Consider the following 12,304-nt stretch of genomic DNA (forward strand, 5'->3'; position numbering starts at 1 on the left):
TCAATTCCTGCCGTTAACGCGCGTCAGACCACGAAGGCCGAGCGCCACTGCTCAATCTGCTGATCGTCGTAGCCAAGCTCGTTCAGGATCGCCTGCGTATGCTCGCCCTGCTCCGGCGCGAGGCGCGGCGTCTGCGCGCGTGGGTAGCGCGACAGACGGAATGGCGTGCCGACGAACGACACTTCGCCTTTGCCCGGCACGTTGGCCGGCCACGCAATCCCCAGATGCTTGACCTGCGGATCGTCGAATACTTCGTTAACCTTGTAGATCGGGCCGCACGGCACGCCGACCTTGATCAGCAGCTCGGTCCACTCGCGCGTGGTACGCGTGAGGAACACATCGCCGACCGCCTTGTTGACCGCATCGCGGTTTTCGACGCGCGCTGGGTCCGATTCGTATCCAGGCTGGCCGAGCAGGTGCGACAGGCCGAGCGCCTCGCACAGGCGCGCGAACATCGAATTGCCGATCGCGGCCAGGTTAAGGAAGCCATCGCTGGTCGGGAACACGCCGGTCGGCACCGTGAGCGGATGCTCGTTGCCGATCTGCTGCGGCACCTTGTGGTCAACGAGCCACTGCGCGGCCTGGAAGTCGAGCATCGCGATCTGTGCTTCGAGCAGCGAGGTCTGCACCCACTGCCCCTCGCCCGAGGCTTCGCGTTCGAGCAGCGCGGTCATGATCGCCTGCGCGCAGAAGTGCCCCGAGCACAAGTCGGCAATGGGGATACCGACGCGCATCGGACCTTCGCCCGGCTTGCCGGTCAGGCTCATCAAGCCGCCCATGCCCTGCGCAATCGAGTCGAAACCGGGCCATTTCGCATACGGGCCGTCCTGGCCGAAGCCCGAAATGCTTGCGTACACGAGCCGCGGATTGACGGCACGCAAGGCTTCGTAGCCGATGTCGAGGCGATCCTTAACGTCGGGGCGGAAGTTCTCGATGAACACGTCGGCACGCTGGACCAGCTCGCGGAGAATCTCGAGGCCGGCCGGATCCTTCATGTTCAGAGTCAGGCTCTCCTTGTTGCGGTGCAGGTTTTCATAGTCGGCGCGGTTATGGTCGCGGCCGCCGATCATGTCGTCACCGCCGGGCGCGCCAGACGGAATCTCCAGCTTGATTACGCGCGCGCCCATGTCCGCGAACACGCGCATGGCCGTCGGACCGGCGCGTACGCGCGAGGCGTCGATGATGGTGAAACGCGACAGCGGACCTTTCCTGGGATCGTGGCGCCTGTGCTGTTCCTTGAAATCGGCTGACATGCCTTGTCTCCTCTCTGTATTTCGTTCAGGCCGGTGTGAACATCGGCACCGGGTATTCGCCCTCGCTCGGCTTGAAGACGAGCTTCACGCGCTGGCCAATCGAAAGCTCTGCGGGATCGCAGTCGACCAGATTGGTCAGCATCGTCACGCCCTCGTCGAGCGTCACGTACGCGAGCGTGTAGCGCGCCTCGCCCTTGCCCATCGAACTGAACGAATAAACTGTGCCCAGGCCTTTCGTGTCGAGCCATTCGGTCTTCGAGCTCATGCAGTGCGGGCAGATGTCGCGCGGGTAGTAATGCGTTTCGCCGCAGTCCTCACAGCGCTTGATCAGCAGGCGGCCTTCTTTCGCGGCTTCCCAGTACGGCATGGCCTCGGGTAGCACGCGCGGCGCGTGGATGCGACGCGGGCCAGCGGGCTTCGCTGCGGGTCTGGCAGCAGGCGTGGCGCGCTGAGCCGGCGCGCCGGTAGTCGGTTGGGTCGTGCTCATGATTATTCCCGTTCCATGATCAGCGTGCCCGCGGTGTGACGCGACGCCAGCGCGCCGCCGATACCGTTTGCGAGCGCGATATCGCAGTTCTTGACCTGCACGGCGGGATGCGCCTCGCCACGCAGTTGGCGCACTGCTTCGATTACCTTTGTGACACCACCGCGGTTGGCCGGATGGTTGTTGCACAGGCCGCCGCCATCGGTGTTGAACGGCAGCTTGCCGACGCCCGAGATCAGGTTGCCGTCCATCACGAACTTGCCGCCCTCACCCTTCTTGCAGAAGCCGAGGTCTTCGAGTTGCATGAGCACCGTGATCGTGAAGCTGTCGTACAGCGACGCGTACTTGATGTCCTGCGGCGTGAGACCGGCCTCGGCGAACGCAGCCGCACCCGACCACTTCGCTGCCGACCAGGTCAGGTCGATGTTGCCGCCAGCCGAGTGCTTAGGCGCCTCGCCGCTGCCACGCACCTTGACGAGCGGACGTTTGAGCTTCTTCGCGATTTCCGGGCGCGCGACGATCAGCGCACCGCCGCCGTCGCTCATCACGCAGCAGTCCAGACGATGCAGCGGATCGGACACCATCGGCGAATTGACGACCTCCTCGACGGTCACGACGTTGCGCAGCATCGCGTTCGGGTTGTGCTGCGCGTGGTGCGAGGCCGCGACCTTGATCCACGCGAGTTGTTCGCTCGTGGTGCCGAACTCGTACATGTGACGCTTCGCGACCATGCCGTACAGGTTCTGCGTGGCCGGGCCAAACGGCAGTTCGAATTGCACTTCTGGCGCGTCCGGGTCCGGCGCCTTCAGCGACAGCGCGGCGCCGGCTGCGCGCGGACGGCCCGCGAGCGTGATCAGCGCCACGTTGCAACGGCCGGCCTTGATCGCTTCGGCCGCGTGCGCCACGTGAAGAATCGGCGCGGAACCGCCGCACTCGGTCGAATCGACGTGGCGCAGCTTGAGGCCCAGGTATTCGGCGACTGTGGTGGTGCCGAGACCCGGCGCGTCACCGGCGCAGAAGTAAGCGTCGATGTCGTCCTTGGTCAGGCCCGCGTCTTCGAGCGCGCCCTTCGCCACATCGGCGTGCAGACGCAGCACTGACAGGTCGTCGGCCTTGCGTGTCGGGTGCTCGTAAGCGCCGACGATATAGGCTGCTCCGTTCAGGCTCATGCTGCCCCCTCGGCGAGACGCTGCGAGGTGAAGCGCTGCAGATGCCAGCCCGCATCGCCATAGGTCATGTTGATCGCGAACATGCGCTTGGCGTAATGGCCAACGCGGCACTCTTCGGTCATGCCCATGCCGCCGTGCAGCTGGATGCCCCATTCGCCGGCCGAGCGGCACGCGTCGCCGACATAGGCCTTCGCAGCCGACACGAAACGGCGGCGACGCTCGGGGTCGTTACCGTCCACGGCCATCGCGGCTGCGCAGGCCATCGACTTGCTCTGTTCGAGCGAGATCAGCATGTCGGCCACGCGGTGCTGCAGCGCCTGGAACTTCGCGAGCGGCGCGCCGAACTGCGTGCGTGTTTTCAGGTGTTCGGACGTGTGTTCGAGCAGTGCTTCGAGCACGCCGGCCGACTCCGCCACCAGCGCCGCATTCGAGCGGTCGAGGGCAGCTTCGATCAGGTCGTGGGCCGCACCGGCAGCACCGATCAGATCGGCCTTGTTCACGGCCACGTTGTCGAACGTGACGTGCGCGGCTTCGCGTGCGTCGATCGTCTCGAAGTTGCGCAGGCTGATGCCGGGCGCCTTCGCGTCCACGAGGAAAAGCGACAGGCCTTGCTGGTCGCCGCGCTGGCCCGCCGTACGCACGGCCACCACGAAGGCATCGGCGATTGCGGCGTCGAATACGATCGTCTTCGTGCCGTTGATCTTCCAGCCGTCGCCGGTTTCAGTGGCGGGCACAGCCAGACGCGTGATGTCGTAACGCGCCTCGGCTTCGCTAATGGCGAACGCCAGCACCTGTTCGCCCATTGCCACGGCTTCGAGCCATGCGACCTTCTGTTCGTCGCTGCCGGCCGAGCCGATCAGCATGGTAGCCGGCAGGCCGCTCGCGAGCCAGCCAGCGCCGCCGAGCGCGCGACCGAGCTGCTGCGCGACGAGCATCGTTTCCACCGCACCGTAGCCACTGCCCCCATGATCGGCGTCGATCACGAGGCCGGTCAGGCCCATCTCGGCGAGGCCATGGCGACGCTTTGCGGCCAGTTCCTTATTCTCGGCGTTGCCGCGCAGATGCGCGGGATATTCGCCATCGCAGAAGCGGCGCACGGCGTCCTGCAGCGTGACGTGATCTTCAGTCAGAGAAAAATCCATGTTCTTATTCCGCCTCAAGCATTGAAGAACGCGCGGCTAATCAGATTGCGCTGCACTTCGTTGGTCCCGCCGTAGATCGACACCTTGCGTGCGTCGAAGTAGTTCGCCGCGACCGCGATCAGTTCGTCCGGGCTCGGGCCTTCGCAACCGGGCGCATCGAGCAGGGCCTGCTCGTCGAACGGCACGGCAAACGGGCCGGCGATTTCTGTCAGGAGCGCGTAGATGCCCTGACGTAGCTCCGTGCCGCGCACCTTGAGCATCGGCGCCTCGACTATAGGCACCCGGCTCGCCTGGTTCGCGCTTAGCATGCGCAGGCCGGTGAATTCGAGCGCCATCAGCTCGACTTCGAAGCGGCTGATGCGCGACTGGAGCAGCGGATCGTTTTCGAGGCCCTGCTGCTTCGCGAGGTGTCTGGCTCGCGCAAGCTGCTGCTTGCACGAACCGATACCGGCGATACCGGTTCGCTCATGGCCGAGCAGAAACTTGCCGTAGGTCCAGCCCTTGTTCAGTTCGCCGACGAGGTTTTCCTTCGGCACGCGCACGTTGTCGAGGTAGACCTCGTTGAGGTCGGTACCGCCTTCGAGCATCTTGATCGGGCGAACTTCGACGCCCGGCGCATGCATGTCGATCAGCAGGAACGAGATGCCTTCCTGGGGCTTCGCGCCCGGATCGGTTCGCACGAGCGCGAACATCATGTCGCACCAGTGCGCGTACGAGGTCCAGACCTTGTGGCCGTTGACGACGAAGTAATCGCCGTCGAGCACGGCCGTCGTGCGCACCGCAGCGAGGTCCGAGCCCGCGCCCGGCTCCGAGAAGCCCTGCGCCCACCACGTTTCACTGCGCAGGATCTTCGGGACGTACCTGGCCTTTTGCTCAGGCGTGCCGAATGCATTGAGCACCGGGCCGAGCATGTTGATGCCGCTCGCCACGATACGCGGCGCACCGCCCAGCAGCGTCTCTTCGTCGAAGATGTAGCGCTGCACGTGCGTCCAGCCCGGGCCACCGTGTTCCTTCTTCCACGACGGCGCGATCCAGCCCTTCTCGTAGAGCTTCGTATACCACTCGACGTAGTCTTCACGCTCGATGCGCAGACCGAGTTCGGCCTTTCGCTTCAGGCGCGGCGGCAGGTTCTGCTTCACGAACTCGCGCACTTCGGCGCGGAATGCCTGGTCCTCGGCGGAGAATTCCAGCTTCATTCGATATGTCTCCTCTGATCTGGGGCTCAGTGACGGGCGGGGCCGTGGCCGCCGCATACCACGAGTGCGTCGAGCGCCAGCACGCGGTCCGGATAGGCCACCAGCGGATTGACGTCGATTTCGGTGATTTCGGGGTTCGCGCGCATCTGGTCGGCAATCGCCGCCACGGCCTTCGCGACGGCCCTGGTGTTCACGCCTGCCGCGCCGCGCACGCCTTCGAGCATCGCTGCGGCCTTCAGGCGGCCAAGCTCGACCACGATGTCGTCTTCCGACATATCTGCCGGCACGAGGCGCACGTCCTTGAGCACTTCGATGAAGATGCCGCCGAGACCCACGAGCACGACCGGACCCCAATCGGCGTCGCGCTTGGCGCCCACCACGAGTTCCAGACCGCGCGGGCCCATGGCTTCGACCAGCGCGCCGTCGAGCACCAGTTCCGGACGGTGCGACTTCACGCTCGTGTGCAGCTTGTCCCAACCGGCGCGCAGCGCGGCGGCATCGGCGAGGCCGACCACCACGCCACCGACATCGCTCTTGTGCGGCAGTTCGCTCGCCTGAGCCTTGAGCACGACCGGGTAGCCAATTTCATCGGCGATCTTGAGCGCTGCGTCGAACGACTTCGCTAGACCGCCCTTCGGCACCGGCAGACCGGCCGCAGCGAGCCAACCCTTGCCCTGGTATTCGGCGAAGATGCCGTTCGGTGGCACGGCGCCCGGCAGCGGGATCGCTTTCGGCGCTTCGGCGCGGGCACGCTCGGCACGTGCCAGCGATTCGCCATATGAGGCCACGCGGGCGCACGCACGCAGCGCGCGATCCGGCGAACGGAAGAACGGCACGCCGCTCGCGGCGATCGCTTCCGCGAAAAAATCTTCGAGTTTGTTGTTGTCGCCCATCACGGCGAGCACGGCCGGTTTGGTCGCGCGCGCAAGAGCCGGAACGAGGTAATCGGCCTTGTCACGCTGGGCAATCGATGGGCCACCCATGATCGAGAGCACGAGCGAACCGATGTTCGGATCGGCCAGCATCACATCGATCAGTTCGCCGATCAGGCCCGGGTTGCGCACGCCGATGGTCGTGTAGTCGAGCGGGTTGTCGGCCACAGCATAGTCGGGCAGCAGTTCGGTCAGCTTCTTGATGGTCGGCTCGGTCAGGCTCGGCAGCGTCAGGCCGATGTCCTCGGCGAAATCGAGCGTGATGTTCTTGACCGCGCCCGAAGCCGTCATCACCGCCGTGCCGGCCGACGGCGGCACGGGGAAGCGCGCCAGAATCGTCGTCGTGTCGAACAGTTCGTCGAGCGAATCAACGACCACCACGCCTTCGCGCGCCAGCAGCACGCTCGCTGTCGCGTGATCGCCTGCCAGAGCGCCGGTGTGCGACTGCGCCGCCTCGCGGGCACGCGCGCTCTTGCCCGGCATCAGCATCACGATCGGCTTGCCGGCCGCGCGTGCTTCGCGTGCGAGCAGCAGGAACGTCTGCGGGCGGCGAATCTGCTCGGCGTACACCGCGATCGCGCTCGTTTGCGAATCGGCGATGAACCAGGCCAGATAGTCTTCGATACCAAGGCTCGCCTCGTTACCGGTCGAAACGGTCGCCGTCAGCGGTTGGCCACGGCCCATGAACGCATCGCGCAGGTTCGCGGCCATCGCGCCGCTCTGCGCCACCACGCCCACGCCACGGCGGCCGCCGAGCGGGTACGGCGCCACGGCTTCGAAGGTCACCGGCACGCCGGCCTCGAAGTTCGTGAAGCCCATGCAGTTCGGGCCGATCAGCGCAACGCCGCCTTCGGCTGCCACACGCGCCAGTTCTTCCTGCTTCGCGCGGCCTTCGTCGCCCGCCTCGGCATAACCCGACGCGAAGATCACGGCGGCGCCGGCCTTCAGCGTGCCGAGTGTGCGCACCGTATCGAGCACGCCCGACTCGGGAATGCACAGCACGGCCAGATCGATACCCTGCGGCAGCGCCTCGACGCTGTTCACGCAGGGGTGGCCATTGATTTCCTGGCTGCTGCGCGACACGAGGTGGATATCGCCTGCATAACCGAAACGCTCGAGGTTTTGCAGCACGAAATTACCGAAAGCACGCGAATCGGCGGATGCACCGACGATCGCGATCGACTTCGGTTTGAGCACACGCTCGACCGGCTGCACGCCGGCCACACCTATAAGGCTCTTGCTCATCTGATCTGACCTGTGATGTTGGATTGAATCCGGATCTGGCATACCAGACTCCGTTGCGATATGACGCATTCTGGCATACCAGAATGCCATTCTCAATACACCAGACAGCAAAAACCCGCCTTGGCACTCCCTGGTATTTTCCCTGGGCAATGGGAGAAGGAGCGTCGCATATCAATCTATCCCATTGAAATAAAACGGTTTTACGTTTCAGAGGAGCGACCGCCGGGTTGCGGCGGAGATCCATCAATGAAAACACCGTATTGCATACCAGAAATTACTATTGGTATATTGTTGTGACTCGTCAACATACCAAACCTTGGCAACTCAATGAAACTTGCAATCGACCCCACTCTTGAGCGAAGCGGCGCGCCGGGCGAAGCGCCCGAGGCGCCTGCGCGTGGTAGGGCCAGTCTCGCGAGCGATATTCGGGCCACCCTGCAGGACGAAATCGAACAGGGCAAGCTCACCCCGGGCACACCGATCGACGAGCGCGCGCTCGCCGCACGGTTCAATGTGTCACGCACGCCGGTGCGCGAAGCGCTGCAGCATCTCGTCGCGCGCGATCTGGTGGTGATTTCGCCGCGTCAGGGCATTACCGTGGCGCGCCTGTCGATTGGCAAGGTGCGCGCGATGCTCGAATACATAGGCGAGCTTGAGACACTGTGCGCCCGTTTCGCCGCGCGCCGCGCGAGCGACGAGCTGCGCGAACAACTGGACCGGGCCTTGATGGCATGCCAGCAGGCAGCCATAGAAGGCGATCCGGACCAGTATGCGATCGCCAACGCGCAGTTCCACGACCTGATTTACGAAGGCAGCCTCAACCGGTACCTGGCCGAGCAGATCCGCACGGCGCGCCGCCGCTCACAGCGCTATCGCATGGCCGACCTGCGCAACCGCGGCCAGATCGCGCGTTCGCTGCAAGAGCACTTCGACATCGCGCGTGCGATCCAGAGCGGCAACGAAGGCAAAGCCGCCGAAGTCATGATGAAACACGTGCCGGCCGGCACAAGCGGTTTCTCTGAATTCCTCGCGGCCGTGCCGCGCCATTTCTTCGATCTGGGCGCGGACTGACGCGCGCCCTTCACCACGTATAAACACGGAGGAGACATGCCCCAATCCATCGACGTTCCTGGCCTCGCGCACAAGGTACCGATCCCTGTCGGTTCGCGCGTCAGCAACGTGCTGTGCTCGTCGGCGATTGCGGGCAAGGACCCCGCCACTGGCAAGCTCGCCGAGAGCCCGGCCGATCAGGTGCGCCTCGCATTTGAAAACCTCAAGCGCTTCCTCCACGCGGGCGGCGCCACGCTGGACCACGTGGTGAAGCTCGCCGTCTACGTCAAGGACGACTCGGTGCGCGAATACATCAACGCGCACTGGCTGGACTTCTGGCCCGATACCGCGCATCGCCCGGCTCGGCATGTGACCGTGCACGATCTGCAGCACGGCATGGTCATCCAGCTCGAAACCCTTGCGGTAATCGCTTGAGCGCCACAAAAGCGCGCCGGACACAAGTTATCGCACTCTTTTACTGAACACTCCGAACCCAACAAAGGCTCATCCATGATCATCGATTCCCACGCCCACGTCGTGATGCCCCCGCAAAGCTTCCGCTACATGGCGGAACTCGTCGGCGGCCGCGCGAACCCGTCGACCACGCCGAACATCCCCGACGAAGCAGTGCGCAAGCAGGCCGAGGAACTCGTGCGCAGCATGGATTCAGTCGGCACTGACATCCAGTTCATCTCGCCGCGCCCCTACCTGCAGATGCACTCGGTCAAGCCGGCGCGCGTGACCGAACTGTGGACGCGTCACTGCAACGACCTGATCAAGCGCTTTGTCGACATGTTCCCGGACCGCTTCCGTGGCGTGGCCGGCCTGCCGCAGTTCATGAACGATTCGCCGGCTGAGCGCTGCGTCGCCGAACTCAAGCGCTGCGTGAACGAACTCGGCTTCGTCGGCACGCTGCTGAACCCGGACCCGACCGAAGGCGACGGCCCCGCACCGGCTGGCCTTGGCGACCCGTTCTGGTACCCGCTCTATGACGCGATGACCGAACTCGACGTGCCGGCGCTGATCCACTCGGCAGGCAGCTGCAACCCGCGCGAGTCGTACACGCTGAAGTTCATCAACGAAGAGAACATCGCCGTGATCTCGCTGCTCGAATCGAAGGTGTTCGAGAAGTATCCGAACCTGAAGATCATCGTCGCGCACGGCGGCGGCGCGATCCCCTACCAGATGGGCCGCTTCCGTTCGTGGGCCGCGCGCCGCAACAGCCCGCAGACGTTCGACGAGCAGCTCCGCAAGCTCTACTTCGACACCTGCAACTACTCGAAGGATTCGATCGAATTGCTGCTTAAGGTCGCCGGCACCGACAACGTGATGTTCGGCACCGAAAAGCCGGGTACGGGCAGCGCGCGCGATCCGATCTCGGGCCGCGACTACGACGACATGAAGCCGGTTATCGAAAGCATCGAGTGGCTGACCGACGAGCAGCGCAAGAACATCTTCGAATGCAACTGCACGCGCGTCTACACGCGTGCTTTCCGCAACTACAAGGCCTGACGCGCCAGACCCAAAACTCGGAGAAGACACATCATGGCAATGACTCGTGAGGACAATGAGCTGCTGACGCGCGTCGGGAACGGCGCGCCGATGGGCGACATGATCCGCCAGCACTACTGGATTCCGGCCGTGCCGTCGGCGAAGCTCGTGGCCGATGGCGCACCGGTGCTCGTGCGTCTGCTCGGAACAAACTATGTGGCGTTCCGCGCGACCGACGGCCACGTCGGCATCGTGGACGAACTGTGCCCGCACCGCCGCACGTCGCTGATGATGGCGCGTAATGAGAACAATGGCCTGCGCTGCATCTTCCACGGCTGGAAGATGGACGCGAGCGGTGCCGTTGTCGAGGCGCCGAATCAGGTCGGCGATCAGGCGCAGTTCTGCAAGCGCGTGAAGACCGGCCAGTACCGCGTCGAAGAGCGCGGCGGTCTCATCTGGGTGTGGCTCGGCAAGGGCGAGACCCCGCCGCGCTTCCCCGAACTGCCGTTCATGGACCTGCCGGCCGAGCACCGCTCCGTCACGAGCGTCGAAGTGCCGACGAACTGGGTGCAGGCTGTCGAAGCGTCAATGGATTCGTCGCACGTCGGCGTGCTGCACGAGTCGACCACGCAGATCACCGCGGGCGGCGGCAACGAGCGCATGATCATGACGAAGGCACTGGCGCCGCGCTTCGAATTTGAAGACCGCCCGTATGGCTACCGCTATGCGGCCCTGCGGGACATTTCAGACGAGAAGGTCTACGCGCGCGTCAACAACTTCGTGATGCCGTGGTACGGCATCATCTGTCCGCCCGACGCGAAGGGTCCGACCACGGTGTTCTTCTCGACCCCGGTCGACGACGTGACGCACCGCGCGTGGTTCGTGCAGTACAACCCGCACCGCCCACTCGGTATGACGATCATGTCAGCCACGCCGGACGTCTGGAACTTCCCGCCGCTGCCGCCGGGCACGCGCGAGGAATCGTTCGGCCAGAACCGCGACCTGATGAAGCGCGGCCACGCGACGGGCTTCTACCAGCACCTCGGCACGGAAGACTTCGCGATGTTCCTCGGCCAGGGCCCGATCTACGACCGCACCCAGGAACAACTGTGCTCGGCCGACGGCGCCGTGCTGCGCGTGCGCGCACTGCTGCTCAAGGCCGCGCGCGAGTTCATGGGCGGCAAGACGCCGACGCTCGCCGACAGCCCGGAACTCGATTACTCGAAGGCCGTCTCTGTGGGCGGCGTGGTCGAGGCCGGCGCCGACTGGCGCACCCTGACCGACGCAAAGTAATACCTACGGAATGACCACCATGCTCGCACCTACCCTCAAGTTGCGTGTCGCGTCGGTTGACGCACCGACCTCGCTGATCAAGTCCTTCACGCTCGAAGCCGAGGACGGCGCGCCGCTGCTGGGCTATGAGCCCGGCGCGCATATCCAGGTTCAGATCCCGGGTGCCGACGGACAATTGGCGCAATGGCGCTCGTATTCGCTGATCAATACCGATCCGCAGATCGATACGCGCGCCGGCGTGCGCACCTACCATCTCGGCATCCGACGCGAGGACGAGGGCCGCGGCGGATCGCGCTTCATGCACACGCTGGAGGCCGGCGCCACGCTCACGGTGCGGGCACCGGTCAGCCACTTTCCGCTCGCCGCCCCACCTTCGGTAATCCTGATTGCCGGTGGCATCGGCATCACGCCGATGGCGGCCATGGCAGCAGAACTGAGCGCACTCAAACGCGATTACTCGCTGCACTTCTCGGGCCGCACGCGCGACGCGCTGCCGTTTGTCGAAGAGCTGCGCGCGTTCGCGGGCGAGCGCCTCGTGCTGCACGCCGACGACGACAGCGCCACGCGCCTGTCGATCGACGCGCTGCTCGACGGCGCCCAGGTCAACCAGCCGATCTATGTGTGCGGCCCGTCCGGCATGATCGACGCGGTGCTCGCGGCGGCACGCGAACGTGGTTGGCACGACTGCGACCTGCATTACGAACTGTTCAGCGAAGCTGCGCCGCAGGCAGGCGACACGACCTTTGAAATCGAGCTGAAGTCCTCGGGCAAGGTGCTGACCGTGCCCTCCGACAAGTCGGTGCTCGACACCCTGCTCGATAACGGCGTCGACGTCATGTACGACTGCCGTGCCGGTTACTGCGGCCTGTGCTCGACGCAAGTCTGCGGCGGCGAGATCGACCACCGCGATACCTACCTCTCGAATGGCGACAGGGCCGCCGGCAAGGTCATGCAGGTCTGCATCTCGCGCTGCAAGAGCGAGCGCCTCGTGCTCGACCTGTGACCGGCCGATTAGCGTTACTGAACATCACTAAACAACATATCCAACG

Annotated in this window: 11 protein-coding genes; 5 read left to right on the forward strand and 6 right to left on the reverse strand. The window is 64.7% G+C overall.

Annotation, left to right across the window (positions count from 1 at the left end):
* Positions 1-23: 23 nt before the first annotated feature.
* Genes HF916_RS05285 through HF916_RS05310 form a run of 6 tightly spaced genes read right to left on the reverse strand, consistent with a single transcriptional unit; the run spans position 24 to position 7,421 of the window.
* The gene (locus tag HF916_RS05285; protein WP_168788063.1) at positions 24-1,253 is read right to left on the reverse strand and encodes a CaiB/BaiF CoA transferase family protein; all 1,230 of its coding nucleotides are present in this window, start codon (positions 1,251-1,253) and stop codon (positions 24-26) included.
* 25 nt (positions 1,254-1,278) lie between these two features.
* The gene (locus HF916_RS05290) at positions 1,279-1,740 is read right to left on the reverse strand and encodes a Zn-ribbon domain-containing OB-fold protein (RefSeq protein ID WP_168788064.1); all 462 of its coding nucleotides are present in this window, start codon (positions 1,738-1,740) and stop codon (positions 1,279-1,281) included.
* A gap of 2 nt (positions 1,741-1,742) precedes the next feature.
* Positions 1,743-2,906, reverse strand: a complete 1,164-nt coding sequence (locus HF916_RS05295; RefSeq protein ID WP_168788065.1) for a thiolase domain-containing protein — start codon at positions 2,904-2,906, stop codon at positions 1,743-1,745.
* Entirely contained in the window at positions 2,903-4,048 is a 1,146-nt protein-coding gene (locus tag HF916_RS05300; RefSeq protein ID WP_168788066.1) for an acyl-CoA dehydrogenase family protein, read from the reverse strand. The genes HF916_RS05295 and HF916_RS05300 overlap by 4 nt, the downstream gene beginning before the upstream one ends.
* 14 nt (positions 4,049-4,062) lie before the next feature.
* Entirely contained in the window at positions 4,063-5,244 is a 1,182-nt protein-coding gene (locus HF916_RS05305) for an acyl-CoA dehydrogenase family protein (RefSeq protein WP_168788067.1), read from the reverse strand.
* A 26-nt stretch (positions 5,245-5,270) separates the two neighbouring features.
* Positions 5,271-7,421 (reverse strand): acetate--CoA ligase family protein, encoded by a 2,151-nt coding sequence (locus HF916_RS05310; protein WP_168788068.1) that lies wholly within the window; start codon positions 7,419-7,421, stop codon positions 5,271-5,273.
* Between the two features lie 327 nt (positions 7,422-7,748).
* On the opposite strand from HF916_RS05310, the gene HF916_RS05315 reads away from it, so the two are divergent.
* The 5 genes from HF916_RS05315 (at position 7,749) to HF916_RS05335 (ending at position 12,258) form a co-directional block, all read left to right on the forward strand.
* Positions 7,749-8,492, forward strand: a complete 744-nt coding sequence (locus HF916_RS05315; protein ID WP_168788069.1) for a GntR family transcriptional regulator — start codon at positions 7,749-7,751, stop codon at positions 8,490-8,492.
* A gap of 36 nt (positions 8,493-8,528) precedes the next feature.
* Positions 8,529-8,906 carry a RidA family protein gene (locus HF916_RS05320; protein WP_168788070.1) on the forward strand — a complete coding sequence of 126 codons (378 nt, stop codon included), beginning with the start codon at positions 8,529-8,531 and terminating at the stop codon, positions 8,904-8,906.
* Between the two features lie 75 nt (positions 8,907-8,981).
* Positions 8,982-9,983 carry an amidohydrolase family protein gene (locus HF916_RS05325; RefSeq protein WP_168788071.1) on the forward strand — a complete coding sequence of 334 codons (1,002 nt, stop codon included), beginning with the start codon at positions 8,982-8,984 and terminating at the stop codon, positions 9,981-9,983.
* A gap of 33 nt (positions 9,984-10,016) precedes the next feature.
* Positions 10,017-11,255: an aromatic ring-hydroxylating dioxygenase subunit alpha gene (locus HF916_RS05330; protein WP_168788072.1), complete on the forward strand. Its 1,239-nt coding sequence runs from the start codon at positions 10,017-10,019 to the stop codon at positions 11,253-11,255.
* Positions 11,256-11,274: 19 nt separating this feature from the next.
* A complete protein-coding gene (locus HF916_RS05335) occupies positions 11,275-12,258 on the forward strand; it encodes a PDR/VanB family oxidoreductase (protein ID WP_168788073.1) in 984 nt (327 codons plus the stop codon).
* Positions 12,259-12,304 lie beyond the last annotated feature (46 nt).

It is taken from the genome of Paraburkholderia aromaticivorans, from assembly GCF_012689525.1.
Lineage (GTDB): Bacteria > Pseudomonadota > Gammaproteobacteria > Burkholderiales > Burkholderiaceae > Paraburkholderia > Paraburkholderia aromaticivorans_A.

Bases quoted from the DNA above. Each gene is read 5' to 3' on its own strand.
- HF916_RS05285 (WP_168788063.1), bottom strand. From the start codon at position 1,253: ATGTCAGCCGATTTCAAGGAACAGCACAGGCGCCACGATCCCAGGAAA.
- HF916_RS05290 (WP_168788064.1), bottom strand. From the start codon at position 1,740: ATGAGCACGACCCAACCGACTACCGGCGCGCCGGCTCAGCGCGCCACG.
- HF916_RS05295 (WP_168788065.1), bottom strand. From the start codon at position 2,906: ATGAGCCTGAACGGAGCAGCCTATATCGTCGGCGCTTACGAGCACCCG.
- HF916_RS05300 (WP_168788066.1), bottom strand. From the start codon at position 4,048: ATGGATTTTTCTCTGACTGAAGATCACGTCACGCTGCAGGACGCCGTG.
- HF916_RS05305 (WP_168788067.1), bottom strand. From the start codon at position 5,244: ATGAAGCTGGAATTCTCCGCCGAGGACCAGGCATTCCGCGCCGAAGTG.
- HF916_RS05310 (WP_168788068.1), bottom strand. From the start codon at position 7,421: ATGAGCAAGAGCCTTATAGGTGTGGCCGGCGTGCAGCCGGTCGAGCGT.
- HF916_RS05315 (WP_168788069.1), top strand. From the start codon at position 7,749: ATGAAACTTGCAATCGACCCCACTCTTGAGCGAAGCGGCGCGCCGGGC.
- HF916_RS05320 (WP_168788070.1), top strand. From the start codon at position 8,529: ATGCCCCAATCCATCGACGTTCCTGGCCTCGCGCACAAGGTACCGATC.
- HF916_RS05325 (WP_168788071.1), top strand. From the start codon at position 8,982: ATGATCATCGATTCCCACGCCCACGTCGTGATGCCCCCGCAAAGCTTC.
- HF916_RS05330 (WP_168788072.1), top strand. From the start codon at position 10,017: ATGGCAATGACTCGTGAGGACAATGAGCTGCTGACGCGCGTCGGGAAC.
- HF916_RS05335 (WP_168788073.1), top strand. From the start codon at position 11,275: ATGCTCGCACCTACCCTCAAGTTGCGTGTCGCGTCGGTTGACGCACCG.